Genomic DNA, 20464 nt, shown 5'->3' with positions numbered 1-20464 from the left:
TTTTTACTCTTTTATTTGTTTTCTGTTTAGTTTTTTATTTTTAACTTGTTCTGTCTTTTACTATTTCCAGTAATACTTGTTCTTCCCTTTTACTTTTTTAGGTCTTTTACTTTTTTAGCCCCTTCACTTCATAGGTCTTGCTGCTCTGATCTCCGAAGTTCACTCCTGCTGCCTGGGCTGCAGTGTCGTCATAGCTTACAGAGACGATAACCTGATCCCCATTGGAAAGTCCTGCATTTTTGTCAATGTTGAAAGAGATTGATGAAACAGCGTTGATATATTTTGTAAGTGCAGAAAGATCCTCAACCTCATCCATCTCTTTTATCTTTTCTTCTCCGCCAACCATCTCTGTCTCAATTCCGTCGTAGTCCACATTTACATAAGCGGTACCTTCCCCATTTTTCCCGCTAAAATCTACCGTCACGTAGTCGAGAATATTTGTTATGCCATCTGTTGTGTCAATTTGAGAATTCTTCTTTGAACTGCAACCGGTTAGTGTAAACGCTGATGTTAATGCTACTGTTAATACCAATGCTAGTATTACCGGCACCGCTAAAACTGGTGTCCTGTTACTTGCTACAAATACTCTAAGTAATTCTTTTATATGCTTCTTATTCTTGTTTAATACTCTGCTTTCTTTATTCATATTTTTCCTATCACTTGATGATCTATGATTGAACACCGGATTTCCCTCCCATTTTCTATCCCCTAAGCAGTACTTTCCTGCAAGATTCATGCGTTATAAACGTTTATTTTATTCTTAAAGAAGCCCCCTGCTCAAAGAAAAAACATCGCAAACAGGCCATTTATTCCTGTCTACGATGTTATTTTAGCAATTGTATTTTTTTGTAATTAGCACAATTATGAAAAAGTCACTGTCAAAATTTTGAAGTAGATTTTTACTTGTCTATTTCTAATTCTTTAATCTGTTACGTAGGCTTTTGGTTCAAGTCGCAGGACATCTTCTAAAATCATATGAAGCAAGTAAAAAAGCGCGGCCGAAACTACTCCTAAATTGTTAGTGCGGCCGCGTCTTGGTGCAATTCTTCTTCTAAAAAATCATAAACCAAGCAAAAAGCGCGGCCGAAACTACTCCTAAATTGTTAGTGCGGCCGCGTCTTGTTACAATAGTCCTTCTTAAAAATCATTAAGCAAACAAAAAGCGCGGCCGAAATCACTCCTAAACAGTTAGTGCGGCCGCGTCTTGTTACAATAGTCCTTCTAAAAAATCATAAGCCAAGCAAAAAGCGCGGCCGAAACTACTCCCAAATAGCTGTTGCGGCCGCGTCTTGTTACAATAGTCCTTCTAAAAAATCATTAAGCAAGCAAAAAGCGCGGCCGAAACTACTCCTAAATTGTTGTTGCGGCCGCGCTTTGATGCAACTCTAGCAATTCTAGCAATCACTACAAATCACAAGACCATGTCATCTCCCTGAATCACAAGCTCAAACCATAGCTCCAACAGCCACCTGAATCACAGCTTTTTTCTATACTCCGTGGGGCTCACACCCTCAAACCTCCTGAATACGCGACTGAAATAGTTGTAGTCATCGTATCCCACTTCGAAGGAGATTACTTCCAGCTTATTAGACTCATCCCTCATCATCTCCTTTGCCTTGTCCATTCGACATCTTGTGATGCAGGCAGTTATGGTCTCCCCATACTTTTGTGAAAACTTCTTGGAGAGATAGCTTGGCTCAACATAGAACTGCTCCGCAAGATCTGACAGAGACAGATGATCCATGAAATGCTCAAGTATGTAATCATGTACGCTCTCAACCTGACTGTCTATTGAGCTGTTTTCAGAAGCCCCGGTACCTGCTGCTATCTGAAGTGCGAGCTCAATGTTGTCCAGAATAATCTCCTTATTCAAAGTCCTAAGACCATAGTTGATGGCATCCTGCACTTCCTCATAGGTACGATAATTCCCGTCGCGGTCAAGCTCAGCAATTGTATTGATGACACCTGTTGTAAACTGCGTCACTTCAAAGAGACTCCATCCGGCTGTGTCACACCTATTAAGGCCAGCTGTTTCCATGATAATATTCCTCGCCTGACTTATATCATGTTTTCCAAGGAGTCCTGCTATCTGCAGCTCTATTCTGTCAGTGTAGCGGTCTCGAAGCTTCATGATCCTCTCGCCACCTGAGCAGGCAACAATACTATGCTCCCTGCTAAATGGTCTCGTTACCAGTTCGGAAATCATCTCTCTGTAAACCGTAGCGATATCATCAAGTGAGCTCGCTTGATCATGAATGACAATTGTCACAGGCCCCTGCATCTCAATAGGAAATGTCGCATGTATCCGATCAGCGATGAGTCGCAGCTTAGCAGGAGTTGCATTTAGCTCGATAATGAATTCGTTCACCTTATCTGTATAATTGAAAACTATCGACCGCTCTACATCGATAAGTTCCCGAAGCTTTGTTTTCATGTCATAGGACATCCGCAAAACATCCCTGTCATAGTTTTGTTTTAAAATCTCAACATCATGAAATTTCACAAGGATAGTTGATATCTCAGAAAACACATTTGTACTTGGCACATGGGATTCTTTTCTTGGTCTGAAAAGCTTTCCGTTTAAGAGAGATGAAAATTCATCATCCTCAAGAAATGATGAAACATAGCTCTCGCGAAGACGACTATCCTCTGTGGCAGCCTTTTCCTTTTCTCTCTCCTCCAGCGTTTTCAGTGCTTTACTAAGTGAATCCACAAGCTGTGCTTTCCCTACAGGCTTAAGAAGATAGTCAATTCCTCCTGCCATGAAAACACCCTTCACCTTCTGAAAATCATCATAGCCACTTACTGCCAGAGTTATAATTTCCGGATATTCACTGTGAATTTTATCAAGCAGTTCAAGGCCGCTCAGAAAAGGCATATTGATATCCGTTATGACAATATCCGGTTTTTCCTCGGGTATTCTCTCTAAAACCTCCTCCCCGTCACAGGCCGGTTCAAGGAAATCAATTGAATAATCCTCCCACGCCAGCATACGTCTGATATTTTCACGGCTCCATAATTCATCATCAGCCGACAAGACCTTATATTTTGACCCCATTTTATACCTCCCTATATTATGTTCAAACTAAGTTGCCATTTTTACTTCTTATGCAGGTGTCTCAATAACGCTCTCATTCTTTACAGCTTTTCCCTTCTCGTTCTTTGCTGTCATCACATGCTCGTTTTTTGCAGCTATTTCCTGCTCACTCTTCGCTGCTATGATAGTCTCACCTATCCGCTGCTCATCTTCGCCTTCTCTGACGATAGGAAGAACGATTGTTACCTTTGTCCCCTCACCCGGAATGCTTTCATAATGAATTCCATATCCGGCACCGTAAACATCCTTAACACGAGCGTTTACATTCATAACCCCAATAGACCGTCCCAGCTCAATTCTGCCGATGTCAGCCTTTTCAAGCTGCTCATTCATTGCCGCGGCATCCATGCCTGCACCGTTATCTTCTATTGTTATCACAAGCTTATCGTTTTCATGCTTTGATGAGATGATTAGCTCCTTGTCTTTCCTTCTGGTATTGCGAAGCCCGTGCTGCAACGCATTTTCAACAATAGGCTGCAGGGTGATCCTTGGAATATTGTCATCAAGTGTATCGGAATCTATCTGATAGGTGTACTTTACTGTATTACCATTTCGCACATCCATTACATATAGATAGTTTCTTACATGGGCCATTTCCTGCTGCAGCGTCGACTGTGTATCCGAGATATTTAGACTATATCTGAAAATCGCAGACAGTGACTGGCAGAGTCCGCTCACCAAAGTGCAATCCTGAGATGCCGCAATTCCGCTCATGGTGTCCAAAGTATTGTACAGGAAATGCGGATTAACCTGAGCCTGTAGCACCTTGTACTGTGTGCGTTCCATGAAAACCTTTGCCTCATATTCCTCCTTGACCATCTGCTGCATTCGGTCAAGCATCTCGTTGAATTCCTCACCCATGACCTTAAGTTCTTCACTCCAGCCATCGGTTTTCGCCCTAAGATCAGTATTTCCGTTTTTGATCTTCTTGATTGTCTTGTTGAGCTGTGCCATCGGTCTGTAGATATATTCCGACATAAGAATTCCCAAAAAAAGAGTTCCAAGAATAATAAAAATCGCAATGAATGTCAGCGTTCTTGCCAATGCACTTTGTGTATGCATCATAAGAGACTGTGGCGTAAGCATCACAATGTGAAGATTGTATTTTTCAGAAGGTCTGCTGTTTAAGTAAAAAGCTCCATACTCATCCTCAAACTCAGGGAATTCCTCTGAGGAAGTTGCAATCATCTTAGATAATCCAGTAAACAGCTTACTTTCTTCTTTTGTGGTATTTCCCACCTGTGCGATTGCTGCATCTCCCTGGGGCTGCAACCACACGTACACATCTCTTGATGAGATATATTTGCTCATGATATCAGCTATATTCAGTGATCCAAAGTCACAGATGTAGTAACCAAACTGAGATTTGTCACCATCATATGTGTGGAGCTTCATCATGAATCTGACCACATCCTGATCTGCCTCTTCGTTGTGATAACCTGACAGAACAACCGCATAGTCTTCTGAATCAAGGAAACTTTTCAGGTGTGCTATGTTGACGTATTGCTCAGTTTTATAAAGATCATATGAATAATTGTATGGCTGTTTTCTAAAGGAACTTACAAGATTATCATTATTGTCATAGATATACATGGCAAGGAGCTGATCCGATGCATCAAAGCGTTTCTCAGAAATGTGCCACGCATCCCAGTAATGATCCGTGCGTTTCTTGTGCTTTTTATCTGCATGTCTCATGTCATAGACAAGCTGCTTTTCATTGTAAATGGTCTGCATTTTGACAATAATGCCATGAATATAGGAATTGAGTTCCGTCTCAATGCGCTGAAGTGTCTCATCATTATTAAGCAAACTCTCCCCACGAATCTGCTGCCTCGACACCACCTCAAACACCACTGTCTGAGTAATAATTGCAAAGAGCGTACACAAGATGACCAGCCCTAGAATGGCCTGGCGCATAGTCCACTTTATTTTTTTTCATACCCATGTTCCCTATATTGCGATTATGTTTACTACCTAATCCTATTAACCTCCAAACGCAGGAGGCTACTTTAGCATTCACATGCCTGCCGGCGCGAACAAATCAGACAGAGCAGGTGAAGGTTGTCCATAGTCATGGCCATTATTGATAGGTGAAAATCGCAAAACACCTTGTAAAAATGTCTGGTAAAATATCTTCTCTGTTTATGATAATAGCATAAAAAACAAAAACGGAGTAATCTTTATGACTACTCCGTTTTTATTTTATCGCTTTATTGCTGCTTCTATTGCCATATTGTTAATTATCGTTTCTCATGTCGATACTCATTATATCTTATTTCACATAAATAATTAGTCCATTCAAATAACCAGAACACTAAGCTTGCCAACATATTAAAGGCTCAGTTTACCCCTCTCCTCCTCAATTACTGATTTATCAAGTCTCTCAAACAATATCTGAATCTTGGGAAGTCTGTATCCAGCAGGAACCTTCTTAAATTCCCACTCACCAGAAATCCCTAGCCAGTTACATACCTTCTCGGAAGAGAAAGGAAGGAAGGGTGCAAGAAGAACTGCAAGATTAGCAATAATCTGCACGCACTGATACAACGTATCTCTGCAAGCTGCATCATCATTTGTTCTTGTCTTCCAGGGCTCCTCGTCATCAAAAAACTTGTTGGCCCTTCGAACCACTTCAAAGATTCCCTCAATTGCGTCCTTGAAATTCCCTTTTTCAATTCTCTGACCTGTAGAGGTAAAAAGATCATCCAAAACTCTATTCCAATCACCTTTAACACTACCAGTCTTTTCTTTTGAATTGTCACAGGTCACTTCTTCTGAACCATCTGTAACTTTATTTCCCTCATAAGCTTCTACTCTATTAACACCATCATCTGAATTCTTCCTCTCAGGCACAACACCGTCAAAATACTTGTTTATAAACGCAAGACTTCTATTCACAAAATTGCCGTAAGCGCCAAGGAGCTCACCATTGTGATTATTCACATATTCCGTCCATGAAAAATCTGCATCCTTTTTCTCAGGTCCATTGGCAAGGAAGTAGTATCGAAGAGAGTCAGGATCATATTTATCAAGAAGGTCCTTAACCCAGATTGCATAGTTCTGGCTTGTGGAAATCTTCCTTCCCTCAAGTGTAAGGTACTCACTTGAAACAATCTGATCAGGAAGATGGTAACCTGCGCCATGGGCGATAAGCAGCGCCGGAAGAATAATTGTGTGGAAGGGAATATTGTCCTTTCCATGTACATAGTAGTGTTTTATACTCCGCTCTATAAAGCCACATTTACTACCGGATTCAATATTCTCATCAGTACTATTGAAGGCATCCTTACCATCTACTCCAAAAAGCTCTTCAAAGCTCTCACCTCTTCTATCTGCCGCAACCTTCGCAGCAGACAGATATCCAAGCACGTTCTCAGCCCAGATGTATATTGATTTATTCTCATAGCCTTCCTTGGGAACAGGAATTCCCCAATCAAGGTCTCTTGTCAGTGCTCTGTCCCGAAGCCCTTCATCAATATAGCGGTTTGTAAAAGCTATTGCATTCTTACGCCAATCCTTACCATTATCCACAAGGTTACGAAGCTGTTTTTCAAGTTTGGAAATGGCAATATAAAGGTGTTTCGAATCCCGGAATGTCACCGGGTTCTTACAGACAGCACAGATAGGCTCCTTAAGACTCTCCGGATCAAGAACTGTACCGCAGAGATCACACTGATCTCCCCTGGCAGGTTCTCCGCACTTGGGGCAGATTCCTGTTACAAATCTGTCAGCAAGAAAAGTCTCACAGTGCTCACAGTATGCCTGCGGAGTCTCCTTTTCATAAATATATTCACTCTCATAAAGTTTTCTGTGGAAATCCTGAATAAAACTCTTATGCTCTTCTGATGATGTCTTGGTGTAGCAGTCATAGCTAAATCCCAGACGATTGAAAGCATCCACAAACTCCTCATGATAATGATCACTGATTTCCTTTGGTGACTTTCCTTCTGACTTCGCGCGGATTGCCACAGGTGTCCCGTGGCAGTCACTTCCGGACACAAAATATACCTTATCACCTATAGCTCTGTGATACCTTGCCAGTACATCCCCCGGCAATAATCCTGCTATGTGTCCAATGTGCAGTGATCCGTTTGCATAGGGCCATGCCCCTCCGATTAAAATGTTTCTCTTCATAAATCATTACCTCCTTTTGCAACATGAAACTGTGTTGAGCGGAGGTCTTTCGCACCGGAAATACTGGATAGTATCCCGAGAGACGCGAACTTTATCATCGATCAGCCATTTACGATAATAAAAAAGCCCTCCTCTCTGAAATTAAATTCAGGGACGAGAGCTATAAGCTTCGTGTTACCACCCTAATTCACTCACACCTCACGATATGAGCCTTATCAACTACGGACGGGAAATGATCTGCTTGTGTCGCCCCCTCCCTTTCAGTCGGCGGCAATACTGTCGATGCATTATAATCAGCTTCGCTGATGGCATCTCCCTATCGATAGTCTAGCACTGTAACGGGCGCACCCGTCGTAGCCTAAGTTTTCACCTCGGTACGCAGCTCCAGGACCATGTTCAGACGTTCCTTGCTCACCGGCTCTCACCAAACGCCGACTCTCTGTAAAGCTCCAAACAACCTACTCTTTCCCTTCACAGCCTTTTTCATAGGTTAGTACAGTGACATTATTATGTCAATATTAGATTTCAAAATTTTTATTAGGCAAAAACTCTATCGTAAACCTCTATCCTTTTCCATTCATCTCACCCTGTGGAGCACCAGCGTAATACTGATATCTCCGCCATCAATAGATGAAAAAATCTCTCCGCCCATCTTCTCCATGAGCTTTTTGGATATATAAAGTCCAAGACCACTTCCGGGCTTGCTGCAAACATTGCAGACATTATTACAAAAAGCAGCATATCCAAAAGAGACAGAGGCTTAGAGCACTTTCGGGTATGTAAAGTTTTAGTTATTAAATAAAAAAACAGATCCTACCCCTTTCGGAGTAGGACCTGTTTTGTACTTCTATATAGTTTGTAAATCAAATTCTTTCTAAATGCTTTTAACAGAACATTACTTGAATGCGATCTGAGCGAAGTTGTAGAAGCCAAGATACCAGATGTTGAAATCATGTCCGCCATCAAGCTCCTGCCACATGAAGTTCTGTCCGTCTACAAACTGGTTGCATACTGAAGGTAGATTCTTTGCAGCAGAAGATGCGCTTGCATAAGCTGTTCCATCCTGAAGTCCACAGATATTGTAGAAATAGTGAATCGGGTACTGATTACCATTCAGGATAGATGCTGTCTTTGATGCGGTATTACTTGTAGGTGCTGCTGAGAATGCTCCAAAGTAGCTGAACAGATCAACACACTCGCCGATACCGATGTTTATTGTCTGCATTCCACCCATTGAAAGACCTGCACATGCTCTGTGATCTCTGTCACTGTAGGTGCTGTAGTGAGAATCAATGTAAGGAATAAGGTCATTTCTAAGCTCTTTTCCAAAGTTGTAGAAAGAATCCACGGAACCGCTTGCTGATGCTTTTCCGTTAGGTGTTACAACGATAAAGGAATCGATATCTCCATAATATGAAAGGTTATCCATGATAGCTTTTACTGTAGATGAATTACCTGTCATACCCCACTCATTCTCATTGCCGCCGATGCCGTGAAGAAGATAAAGTACACTGTACTTCTTATCCGGGCTGTAGCCTGCAGGCAGATATACGTTAGCTTTCTTTGTATATGCTCTTCCGTTTGCCTGAGTGTCATGAGCAGTATAAGAGATATTAACAATAGTTCCGGCCCCATCACCATTTCTAACCGCAGAATACTTCGAAGGAATTGCATTTGCTATTGTAGCTGTAGGATTGTAATTAGGATTTGTAGCCTGTCCGCCTGAGGGCTGCTGACCTGACTCACCGCCTGAAGGCTGCTCACCGGTTTCACTTCCTGTCTGTCCGCCTGTTTCTCCGCCGGTCTGTCCACCAGCCTGAGAGCCGCTCTCTCCACCGGTTGTTGTGCCAACTCCGTTGCCATCAAGTGAATAGTCAAATGAATCTCCAACCTGTCCAACGCCTATTGAACCAAACTCAATACTCTGTCCGTTTGCAATAGTCTTGTTCCAGTCTACAGGTGTGATCACATAATAATCACCGTCAGTTGTTACATTCACGTTCCAGCTTGAATCAAGGTTAACCTGATTCTTATTTACCTTAAGTGTCCATCCATCTACTGTGTTTCCTGAATTGTTGGAAATCTTGAAGCTGATCTGATAGCCTGATCCCCAGCTGTTTACAGAATAATCAAGACTAAGTCCTGATGCTACAGGTGTCGGCTCGGGTGTAGGTTCAGGTGTGGGTTCAGGATCAGGAGTGGGCTCAGGTGTAGGCTCAGGATCGGGTGTAGGCTGAGGAGTAGGCTCCGGATCAGGTGTAGGCTGAGGATCCTGAGACTGCGTAGCATCAACCTTCTCGAACTGCCACTGCTGATTAGCGCCACCGTTGTAAGTCCACTGGCATACGTTTGTACCATCAGCTGTCTTCTTTTCATAGATATCAAGGTACTTGCTCTCGTTTGAGCACTTTGTTGCAATTGTGTAATAGCCGCTGTTAGAAGTGTTCTTAACTACGAATTTCTGAGCATTTCCGCCATATGCCTGATAGATTCCGACATTTGCTCCATTAGTGTTCTCACCGTTAGCAACGTCCAGCATGAAGTTGCCAAGCTTGGATGTGAGGTTGATGTATCCATCATTTGTATTTGTTACATACCACTTCTGGCCATCAACACCTGTTCCTGTATTGATGCATACATTTGTCCATCCGCTTGCGCTGTTACCCTGCACGGAAAGATATTTCTGTGACTGAACTGCCTTTAAGTAATACCAGCCATCATCTATGTGTGCTGTGGAATTCTCATTTCCTGTCTGTCCACTCTGCTGTCCGGGCTGAGGATTTGTCTGAGATGAACCCTGTCCCGGTGCACCGAATACATCAAGGTAAGCATTAACCTGAGCATCATAAGCGCCCTTTGGATTACCGATTGTTGACCACGGAAGGGGCTTTTCGCCTCTAAGCCATGTTTCAGCATCAGAAGGTCCCCACCAAGTAATACAGGTGATGTTTCCGCCATTCTTCTTGGCTGTATTAATGTTCTTAAAGAGATTGTAGGTGTAATTGTTAAGATCCTGGTCACCCTTATTCTTAATATCAAGCTCAGTGATCTGCACTTCAAAGCCTGCCTTGATAAAGGAATTAAGTGCAGCTGTGTAGTAATCTACTGAAGGATACTCTGTGCTGACATGTGACTGCATACCGATTCCGGCACAGACTTTTTTACCCTGATTGATATAGTTGATAAGTGTGATGGCATCATTAACTACCATGTATGTGTTGTAGTCGTTGTAGAAAAGCTTAACGGAATCCGTGAGCTTGTACTGCTCGAGAACTTCATAAGCAAAATTGAATGCCTTCTTCACATAAGAAGCGTTTGTTCTATTGTTTCCATAAACTGATTCCCAACCTGAATTGTTGGCGTGAAGGATCTCATTTGCAACATCCCAGAAAACAACAGTGCTTCCGTACTGACTGGAATAAACATGTCCCATAACTGTTTTTACATAAAACTCGAGACGTGCATCCATAGTACTTGTGCTGACAAATCTTCCGTTTCCGGAATAGTTTTCTCTGAAAAGCCATGTGGGAGTCTGAGAGTGCCACACCAGAGTATGTCCTCTCATCTTGAGACCATTTTGATAGCAGATCTTTATTGCCTCATCGATTGTACTAAAATCGAGCTTTGGCACATAACGCTCTGAATAATTAGACGGAATATAATATCCAAGTCTTCTCGCTTCATCAACAGTAATAAGTGTTGCCTGTCTGCTTCCAAGAAGATAATCGGGCTTCATCTCATTACCGAGTGTGACGATATTAGAATCCTTTTTGATAGCATTAACTGTATTAGCGTCCCTTAGCATATATGTGTGGACGCAGTTTCCTGAATAACCATACTTAGCTCCATATGTGTCCATGAAGCTGTAACTTGCTGCTTTTACTTCTGTTTTAAAAAACGTTCCAAGTGTGCATAACAAAAAAACAATAACCAAGAACTTAGAAAATAAGCTCTTTCTATCTCGCTTTTTCATACCTTCTCCTTTTTTGTAAAAACAATCAGTATTCACATGTAACCTAGAGAAGTCCCTATATTCCCTGCACCTTTGAAAGCAACCCCTATCATGCTTCCACCCCCTCAGTCGGTGGAGTTCATTAAAGAGCTTCCGTAAAGCCCCCTCAATTCCCTATTCTTTGATGCCTCCTTTCTTTATAAACTTTTTTTAGTACATTAATGCTTGTTCAATTAAATACATCATAACAAGTTTCTTTTCTCTAAACTTGTCACAAATTGCTTCTACTGCGCATATATTGCGTATTTAATCAAGATTAAGTTTTTCTTAAGAATTTGCTTTTCAAAGTGCTCTTACAGCCCTTGAAAGTATTTTCATAATATAAAAACTCCCCTCAATGCAAAACACATTGAGAGGAGTTTGAAGTTTAATTAAAATTCCAAGCCATGATGAATAGTCAGGAATCAATAATTATTCCTTTACAGAGTTCTCGATGTCAGCGATTACTTCATCCATAAGTGCTGAAATCTCTTCATCACTTTCGCTGCCATTTACTCCATCAGCATTCAGAACTGCGGTTGAAGGATACTGTACATTACCGCCTGAGTAGATATTCTTATCAGTGAATTCTACGGATCCGTCTTCCTTAACCTCTATTCTACATACATTCCAGATTGTTCCTGCTGAATCAGGTGATACAAAGTAATCCTTCTGAAGCTCACCTGCCTTGTACATCTTAACTCTTGCGTTAGACTGTGCCATCTTTGTTGATGTCTCACTGTCTCTTGTTGTGTAGTCATGTACAAAGAAGTAGTAAACACCGGGTGTCATATCGTAGATAGTTGTATTCTCGGGACCAAATGATGTTGTGTCATCGTAGTCAAGATCTGCAGCCAACTCTCCATCCTTCTTGTAAGTCTTATTCTGGTAGTAAACATGGAAGATCTTTGAGCCCGAAGGATTCTCCGGATTAAGCTTTACAAGGTGTGAATCAAGGTCTCTGGGTGTCTCACCCCATGTAAGAGTGATCTGTACTACGTTAAGCTCTGTAATTCCAACAGCATCGAAAGCATCCTTGATTGCCTGAGTCTGATCAGCTGTAAAGCCAAGCTTATTAGCTGCGTACAGGATAGCTCTTCTACCTGCAAGGAAGTTAGAATCTGTTCCGAGCTCATAAAGTGAATTGTAGAATAACTTAGCCCAAGTCTCTCGTGATACATCTGCTGTTCTTGAATCTGACATCATAAGAGCTGCTGCCTTATTGAAGATACCGCTGTTTGAATGTACTCCGCCATTATCTTCATTTCCACGATAAATATTGCTGTAATGTCCGATGTCACCCTTTGATTCAGGATTAAGCATATCTCTTAAGGTCTCATCAGTATCTTCAGCAAGGAGCCAGCGATCATCGCCGGTCTTACCTTCGATAAGGTTACCCATGATATCAGCATAAGACTCATTCATGGCACCTGACTCACCATGGTATGTAAGAGTTCTGTCTCCTCCGTTACCAACTACATAGTTTACAACAGCGTGAGTGAACTCATGTCCGAGAACGTCAAGTCCGTCTGCAAGGTTACCATCATTACCGATAACAAACTGCTGATCATCTGATGTCCAGTAAGCATTGTAGTAATTAGTGTTCCATACTCCTGCATTGAAGTAGTCATATGTCACATTAATCTCTGCTCCATTACCATCGAAGGAATCTCTTCCAAGAACGTTCTTGTAGAAGTCATAAACTGTTTCCATGTTTGCATGAGCTGAAACAGCCTTGGTATTGAAGTTACCTTCTGTAAATGTCTCAAAGCTTCCGGGTGTTATAGGATACTTGTAGAAAAGGAAGCTTCCCTTATCAGCCTTAAGTGACTTGATGTTTCTTACAGTATCTGAAAGCTTGTAGTTATCGCCATCCTTAGTTACTTCGATGTTGCGATCTGCATCTCTGTGATCCTTAGCACTTACAGATACACCTTCATGATGATCAACAACGAAATCAACTGTTCCTGCATCACTACCATTTGCAAAAATATAGTAGGTTCTGTCGAGACGCGGAACTACAGGAGCTGCATCATCAACATCAAGATTTCTTGCAGCAGGCTCTACTTCTTTTTCCTCAAGAGGAGTTTCAGCATCTTCCTCTGTTGTAGCAGTAGGATCTGCAAGTTCGTTTTCTGTATCCTTAGGCTGTGCCTCTTCTGCATTTTCTACAGGTGTCTCTTCTGTAGCCTGCTCAGCATTCTCATCCTCTGACTTCTTAGTATCGTCAGCTTCCTCGCTTACGTTAGAAGCCTCTTCCTCTGATACCTGCTCTTCTACAGGAGTCTCTGCCTCAGTCTGCTGTACATTTGTATCATCTGAAGCATTTTCAGCGGCCTCAGTATTTTCAGCGTTGCTGCTTGCTTCTGTTGTCTCTTCAGTTGCAGGCTGCTGCTCATCTGTCTGTGCAGTATCCTCTGAAGGAGTAGCATTTTCTTCAGTAGTTGCAGGTGTCTCTGCCACTGAAGAATCTTCGCCTTCTTCGTTAACAAGTACTCTTGTCTCTCCGATAACGCTTGCAGCACCCATAAGGATATCGTTATCAACACTTACAGATGCAGTTGTTACCTTGTTATAGTTCACCTTAACTGTTACTTCATAAAGAAGTGCAGGCGCAGCATTTTCTCCCTCATCGGGTACATAAATGACAAGTCTTGCATCCGTATCAAGGCATTCACAGAACTTGTTGATCAGATCCTCTTTGCTATATGTCTCATTTGCATGCTCTTCCATATATGCGCCAAGGGCTTCGTCTGCTTTTACGCTGTTGATTGCTGCTGTCTTTGCAGCTTCCTCATTTATACTTGTACTTGTGCTGACATCCTTGATTTTAACGTCATAGTTGTTAAACAGACCAGTTACCTCACCGTTAGCCTTTGTGGAAAGGATAACCTCATTACCTATTACAGGAATTCCATTTTTCTCCTGGCTAACACTGTAATAGTTCTCTACTCCGTTTCCGGAATCGTTCTGCTTAACAGTTATATTATCTGCATCGGCATTAAAGTTGCCATTACTTCCAGCAATGATTTTCTTAGCATGGTTAAGCACTGATGCTGCAGAAGCTTTATCTGTAGCAGTTTCACGAGTAAACTTACCATCGATAGCACCGACAACGCCGCCCTTATTGTAGTTAGCCCTGATTACTCCCTGTGACTGAAGATAAATAATATCACCAAGATCTGTTATATCATCAGTAAGGTTATCTGATATATCCGAATAACGTGCAACGAGTGTAAAGCTTGAACCAACAGGTGTTGTGAAGTCATATCTCTGACCATCCTTATACCATCCGTCAAAGCTCTTTCCTGTGATATATGGAGGAGCCGGCTGAGTTACCTTATCATTTCCGCGAACCTGCTGAGGTGCAATTGTTGCAGGTGTTCCGCCATTTGTATCAAAGTTAATGGTGTGAATAACATTGCTGTCATATCTAACCTGAACATCACAATAGTATGACTTAGAACCTGCTGTAGCTGTGATCTTAGCATCGCCGTACTTGATACCCTTAACGACACCGTTCTTATCAACGGTTGCAATGCTTGTCTTTGATGACTTCCAGCTTACACTAAGTGATGTGCTTACTGAAAGCTGCTCGCTCTGACCTACAAGAATAGTTGTGCTGGTCTTATTGATCTTAGGATCTGTAACCTTTACTTTACAGGAATATTTCTTACCGCTCTTGGATGTGCAGACGATCTTAGCTGTTCCTTCATTAACAGCCGTAATCATTCCTGTCTTTGTTACTGTTGCTACTGCCGTATTTTTGGATTTAAAAGATTTAGCTTTTGCACCCTTAAGTGAAACCGTCTTGCTCTCACCCTTGCCAAGTGCAACTGTTTTTTCAGACAGGCCAATCTTAACTTTAACCTTGCAAGTATATTTCTTCTTGCCAACGATTGCAGTAATTGTGGCCTTTCCTTTCTTTTTAGCTTTTATCACTCCAGAACTGGAGACTGATGCGACTTTCTTATTTGAAGTCTTCCATTTGACGCCTTTGCTTGCACCGTTGACACTAAGCTGAAGTGTCTCACCGATTACAAGGTTTGCTTTTTTCTGACTGATACTTACAGACGCTGCCTGCGCGTGAATAACAGTCGGCACTGCTAAAGGCGTAGCATTGCCAAAGCAAAGAAAGATGACCATTAGTACAACTAACAGTCGTCTTAAGGTGTTACCTTTTTTCATACCTTTTCCCCTTTCGTTCCTCTCTTTTTGTAAAATTTTGTTCCTCCGTGTAATTGCACAATAAGGCAGTTTCTCGCGCAATTACACAGATTAAATCTTAATAAATTTACGAGTGGATATCAATAGGAAGAAAGTGTATTTTTTAAATCACTAAAATTCCCCATCCAAAAGGTAACTAAGCCTCGGCCTCTTCTTACTTTTTGGCAATATCTTTGGCTCTGGGGGCACCGAGGCTCAGTAACCTTCCGGTTATGGGAATTAGTAAATTATTCAGTGATTCCGGCGAACTCATAACCGGCATCTTCAACTGCAGCTTTAATAGCAGCTTCATCTACATCCTTTGAATTGGTTATAGTAACAAGGTTATCCTTATGAGATGCTACTGCGCTGTCAATACCATCTATTGCCTCAAGTGCCTTCTTTACATGTGCCTCGCAGTGCTCACACATCATTCCGTTAACTGTAATCTTCATTTCATTTGTCTCCTTTACTGTTTCATTTTTAATTTCTTTTTCTATTAAAATACCTGTTACGGCATTTTTAATGGCTTTATCTTTTGTATTGTCATAGGGCTTTATCCAGTTGAGACGCAGCGCATTTGATACTACGCAAAAGCTTGAAAGTCCCATGGCTGCAGCACCGAATATAGGGTTAAGCTCCCATCCAAAGGCTGCCACATAACAGCCTGCAGCGAGCGGTATTCCCAAAACATTGTAGAAGAATGCCCAGAAAAGATTTTCATGAATATTCCGAAGTGTACTTCTTGATATTCTGATGGCCGCTGCAACATCCTTAATGCTGCTCTTCATTAAAACAACATCTGCTGCATCGATGGCAACATCCGTTCCTGCACCGATGGCAATTCCAAGGTTTGCGGAAGTAAGAGCAGGTGCATCATTTATCCCGTCTCCAACCATGGTTACCATTCCATGCTCCATGAGCTGTCTTACAACTGCCTCTTTTCCATCAGGCTTAACTGAAGCGACAACCTCATCGACACCCGCCTGTTTTGCTATAGCCTCCGCCGTCACTTCATTGTCACCTGTCAGCATGACCACATGAACTCCCAGCTTTTTAAGCTCCGAAATTGCCTGCGGTGAATCTTCCTTGATCACATCCGAAACACCGATCACACCAAGAAGTTTATCGTTTTTAGCTATCAAAATCGGTGTCTTTCCAAGTCTTGAAAGACTGTCAATTTTCTGTCTGATTTCATCCGTAATCTTACCGGCAACGCTCTCAATATATTGGAGGTTTCCGCCATATATAGCATCGCTGCCCTGTCTTGCCTTAAGTCCTTTTCCCGACAAAGCCTCGAATTCTGTAGTGTCTGAAAGCTCGACATTTTTTCCTGATGCATATTCAGTCACGGCCCTGGAAATTGGATGCTCACTCTTGGACTCCAGCGCGTACGCTGTTCTAAGAAGTTCGTCCTCGGATACCGAAGGTGCTGCGATAAGATCAGTAACCTTCATCTCACCGGTTGTAATTGTTCCTGTTTTATCAAGAGCGACTATCTGTGTCTTGCCTGCCTGCTCAAGTGAAGCTGCCGTTTTAAACAGGATTCCGGTTTTCGCAGCGATGCCGTTTCCTACCATGATCGCCACCGGAGTTGCAAGTCCCAGCGCACAGGGGCAGCTGATAACAAGTACCGAAACAGCTCTGGCCATCGCATAGCCTACGCCCTGACCAGCAAGGAGCCATGCAAAAAATGTAATAACCGCAATTCCAATAACCACCGGAACAAAAACTCCCGATACCTTGTCAGCGATCTTAGCAATTGGTGCCTTTGTTGCAGCGGCGTCACTTACCATTTTTATAATAGCCGAAAGAGTTGTATCCTCGCCTACTCTTGTGGCCTCGCAAACCATATAACCTGAAGTGTTTATGGTGGCCGCAGATACTGTATCTCCTGCGCTCTTCTCAACCGGGAGACTTTCTCCTGTAAGTGCTGCCTCATTTACCGCACTCTCTCCCTCTTTGACAATACCATCGACAGGTATGCTGTCCCCGGGCCTAACCACGAATCTGTCTCCGACCTTTACGGCTTCGATCGGAACTGTGTTCTCAATGCCATCACGCAGCACAACCGCAGTTTTCGGAGAAAGATCCATTAAACCTTTGAGAGCATTAGTGGTTTTTCCCTTGGATCTTGCCTCGAGCATTTTCCCCACGGTGATAAGCGTAAGAATCGTGGCTGCTGCCTCAAAGTAAAACTGATTCATGTAGTACATGACCTGATCGGTGTTATTATCAAGCACCGCGCCTGTCATTCCAAAAAGCGCGACTACGCTATATGAAAACGATGCAGTAGCTCCCAGCGCTACCAGGGTATCCATATTCGGAGAACGGTGGATAAGACCTCTGAAGCCACTAATAAAAAACTTCTGATTGATCACCAGGATGATTCCGGACAGCAATAGCTGATATAGTCCCATGGCCACATGATTGCCATCAAGGAATCCCGGCAGAGGCCAGTCCCAAAGCATATGTCCCATAGAAACATACAAAAGGGGAATTAAAAAGATGACCGAAGCTATCAGTCTCTTTTTCATTTTGGGTGTCTCAGTATCAGCTAATGAATCATCAGAAGCTGCTGCCGTACCTTTATTATCACTGCCATTTTTAATGCTGGCGCCATAGCCTGCTGCCTCGACCGCAGCTATGATATCCTCCGGTCTGGCAGTTCCCTCGACGCCCATTGAATTTGTTAAGAGGCTCACCGCACAGCTGTCAACACCATCAACAGCACTAACCGCCTTCTCAACTCTGGTCTGGCAGGCGGCACAGCTCATTCCTGTTACCTTGTATTGCTCCATATTTTCACCTATATCTTCTTAGTTATTTCACAAGCTTCTGCAAAACAATCATTTCATAAACTTCTGTAAAGTAGTTATTTCATAAGCTTCTGCAAAGTTGTCACAAGCTCATCTATCACTTCTTCGTTGCCTTCTTTTATGTTGTCCACAACGCAGGTTTTCATATGATTAGCCAGAAGTGCCTTGTTAAAGCTATTAAGAGCACTGGTAATCGCCGAAACCTGCATCAGAATATCCGTGCAATATGCGTCATTCTGAAGCATCCCCTCAACGCCTCTGACCTGTCCCTCAATTCTCTTTAATCTATTCATGAGGTCCTTAAACTCTTTTTCGTCTCTCTCCTTGGTCTTGCCTGAGCAGCAGCATTCGCACGTTTCCTGTATCTCTTCTGTTGTATCTAAATCTTTTGCCATATGATATCTCCTTAACATACCCCCAAGGGGTATTCCCTGATAGTTGCATCATATACCCCTATAGGGTATCTTGTCAATTAGATTTTTTACAATTTAATAATGAGGCTTACACTTTCCTTTTAAAGCCCATTGTCATTGCGCTTTTTTGCATGAAAAAAAACGAGGAAATATCTTATTAAGTAAAAAACCTCATGTCTGCCGACATGAGGTTCCATTTTAAAGATTATGAATTTCATCAATGTTTTTTGCAATTTCATCAAAGACGTTCTTGGCGCTGACTCTGTCAGGGAACCCGATAAAAGCTCCAATGTGAGTTTCAACACTGTTAGCCATTCTTAAGCTCTCCATTTTTTGCTACATATCGGTCCGATAAATAAGTTATAGCATGTAAGGAGGAAGGTTTCTTGACTTTTTGCGGAAAAAATTTTGATTCTCGTCCTATATTAAACGCATTTCCTGGCCAGCTGGTCAGCAGCATTTCCTGAATTCTCCAGAACTCCGCTTTTCCTTCTAATATGATTCAGTTTTGCATAATTAAGAACAAATCTAAGAGTCTCATCCACAACTACCAGAATGAATATCTCCATAATACCCATATGAAGCTGTGTGATCATAATAGTGCTTGCTGTGATAACAAACACAGTTCCGATAAGCTGAGTCTTAAGCATCCATGAAGGTTCTCCATACCCCTTGATTCCGGAGCCAAAGATCATGTTACCGGCCTTAGGGAACAAATCTAACCCTGCAATAAGAAGATAAAGGCCGGCCGCAGCAAGAACTTCTTTATCAACTGTAAATAATCCGAGTATCTGTCCCGGGAATATGACGAATATTATGAGTGTTACAGCACAAATCGCCCAGCTAAGGAATGCTGACGAAAGCACAACGTCCCATACGCCCTTAACACTCTTTTTACCTGTTTCAAATCCCGAAAGAGAAAGCGTTGCGGTTCCTATTGATGAAACCAAAACAACCGCCATAACCTCTACTCCGAATACGATGGAATGGATTCCCGCAGCTTTTACTGAAACCTGATTAAGCATTGCTATAAGATAAAGATTCCCAAGATTCCACGCGAAATCTTCGCAAGCAGCAGGTGCACCGTATTTGATTGTTTCAACAAACAGTCCAAACTTTGCTCTTAGTATGTCTGATAACGATGGTCTAAGCTCCAGATCCTTTGTAGTAAGCACGTATATAAGTACTATTGCATCACCTAATAATTCCGCAATAGTTGTTGCCAGAGCTGCTCCCTTTACTCCCATAGCAGGGAATCCGAAATGTCCGAAGATCATCACGTAATCAAGTATTACATTTGCTACGGATCTCGATACGCCGTACCATATCATTATCTGTGTCTTCTGGCTCACCTGAAGCATGCAGCTTATAGAAGCCCCACCTCCGGTCAATATGAATATCGGTGCAAAATAGCGGGCATAGTCGATACTCATTCCGATGATACTCTCATCCACACCCATCAGGTTAAACGCAACCTGCGGACATATAAACCAGAATAGAAATAAGATTATTCCAAGTGCATTATTATATTTAAACAGCGATGCAAGTGTTTTCTTTGCTTTCTCAATTTCCTTTGCACCATAGGCCTGGCTCACAAGTATGGTTGCACCGGTAGTAAGTGCAAAGATTGCACTCATGGTTGTCCACATAGGTGTAGAGGCATTACCCACGGCACTCATGCTCTCGAGAGAAAGTCTTCCTATGAATACGCGATCTATCATCATCTGAAGCTGAGAAATCAGGTTAGATAGCATGATAGGAATCGCTATAGCAAGTATCCTTTTTATATTTTTGTTCATTTTAA

Annotated in this window: 9 protein-coding genes and 1 other annotated feature; all 9 genes read right to left on the bottom strand. The window is 42.3% G+C overall.

Annotated features, from left to right (window positions below):
* Positions 1–106 precede the first annotated feature (106 nt).
* A complete protein-coding gene (locus G586_RS0107480) occupies positions 107–646 on the bottom strand; it encodes a hypothetical protein (protein WP_155834049.1) in 540 nt (179 codons plus the stop codon).
* A gap of 828 nt (positions 647–1474) precedes the next feature.
* Positions 1475–3058, bottom strand: coding sequence for a response regulator transcription factor (locus G586_RS0107475; protein ID WP_035772716.1), 1584 nt, complete (start codon positions 3056–3058; stop codon positions 1475–1477).
* Between the two features lie 48 nt (positions 3059–3106).
* Entirely contained in the window at positions 3107–5014 is a 1908-nt protein-coding gene (locus G586_RS22125; protein ID WP_242831982.1) for a sensor histidine kinase, read from the bottom strand.
* Positions 5015–5428: 414 nt separating this feature from the next.
* Complete coding sequence (metG, locus tag G586_RS0107465; RefSeq protein WP_026527249.1) at positions 5429–7231, bottom strand: methionine--tRNA ligase; 1803 nt, start codon at positions 7229–7231, stop codon at positions 5429–5431.
* Positions 7232–7377: 146 nt separating this feature from the next.
* Positions 7378–7715 (bottom strand) — a binding site (T-box leader).
* Positions 7716–8126: 411 nt separating this feature from the next.
* Positions 8127–11204: an endo-1,4-beta-xylanase gene (locus G586_RS24775; protein WP_196811556.1), complete on the bottom strand. Its 3078-nt coding sequence runs from the start codon at positions 11202–11204 to the stop codon at positions 8127–8129.
* Between the two features lie 450 nt (positions 11205–11654).
* The gene (locus G586_RS24770) at positions 11655–15410 is read right to left on the bottom strand and encodes a M4 family metallopeptidase (protein ID WP_051204629.1); all 3756 of its coding nucleotides are present in this window, start codon (positions 15408–15410) and stop codon (positions 11655–11657) included.
* Between the two features lie 266 nt (positions 15411–15676).
* Positions 15677–18229: a heavy metal translocating P-type ATPase gene (locus G586_RS0107440; protein ID WP_026527248.1), complete on the bottom strand. Its 2553-nt coding sequence runs from the start codon at positions 18227–18229 to the stop codon at positions 15677–15679.
* A 74-nt stretch (positions 18230–18303) separates the two neighbouring features.
* A complete protein-coding gene (locus tag G586_RS0107435; protein ID WP_081674271.1) occupies positions 18304–18642 on the bottom strand; it encodes a metal-sensing transcriptional repressor in 339 nt (112 codons plus the stop codon).
* 443 nt (positions 18643–19085) lie between these two features.
* The gene (locus G586_RS22105; RefSeq protein ID WP_051204628.1) at positions 19086–20459 is read right to left on the bottom strand and encodes an MATE family efflux transporter; all 1374 of its coding nucleotides are present in this window, start codon (positions 20457–20459) and stop codon (positions 19086–19088) included.
* Positions 20460–20464: the final 5 nt, after the last annotated feature.

Source organism: Butyrivibrio sp. VCD2006 (genome assembly GCF_000423925.1).
Taxonomy (GTDB): Bacteria; Bacillota; Clostridia; order Lachnospirales; family Lachnospiraceae; genus Butyrivibrio.
The sequence above is the reverse complement of the archived record's forward strand: the minus strand, read 5'-3'. Positions and strand labels throughout refer to the sequence as shown.

Excerpts from the sequence above, each read along its gene's own strand:
- G586_RS0107480 (WP_155834049.1), bottom strand. The coding sequence starts at position 646 with ATGAATAAAGAAAGCAGAGTATTAAACAAGAATAAGAAGCATATAAAA.
- G586_RS0107475 (WP_035772716.1), bottom strand. The coding sequence starts at position 3,058 with ATGGGGTCAAAATATAAGGTCTTGTCGGCTGATGATGAATTATGGAGC.
- G586_RS22125 (WP_242831982.1), bottom strand. The coding sequence starts at position 5,014 with ATGCGCCAGGCCATTCTAGGGCTGGTCATCTTGTGTACGCTCTTTGCA.
- metG (WP_026527249.1), bottom strand. The coding sequence starts at position 7,231 with ATGAAGAGAAACATTTTAATCGGAGGGGCATGGCCCTATGCAAACGGA.
- G586_RS24775 (WP_196811556.1), bottom strand. The coding sequence starts at position 11,204 with ATGAAAAAGCGAGATAGAAAGAGCTTATTTTCTAAGTTCTTGGTTATT.
- G586_RS24770 (WP_051204629.1), bottom strand. The coding sequence starts at position 15,410 with ATGAAAAAAGGTAACACCTTAAGACGACTGTTAGTTGTACTAATGGTC.
- G586_RS0107440 (WP_026527248.1), bottom strand. The coding sequence starts at position 18,229 with ATGGAGCAATACAAGGTAACAGGAATGAGCTGTGCCGCCTGCCAGACC.
- G586_RS0107435 (WP_081674271.1), bottom strand. The coding sequence starts at position 18,642 with ATGGCAAAAGATTTAGATACAACAGAAGAGATACAGGAAACGTGCGAA.
- G586_RS22105 (WP_051204628.1), bottom strand. The coding sequence starts at position 20,459 with ATGAACAAAAATATAAAAAGGATACTTGCTATAGCGATTCCTATCATG.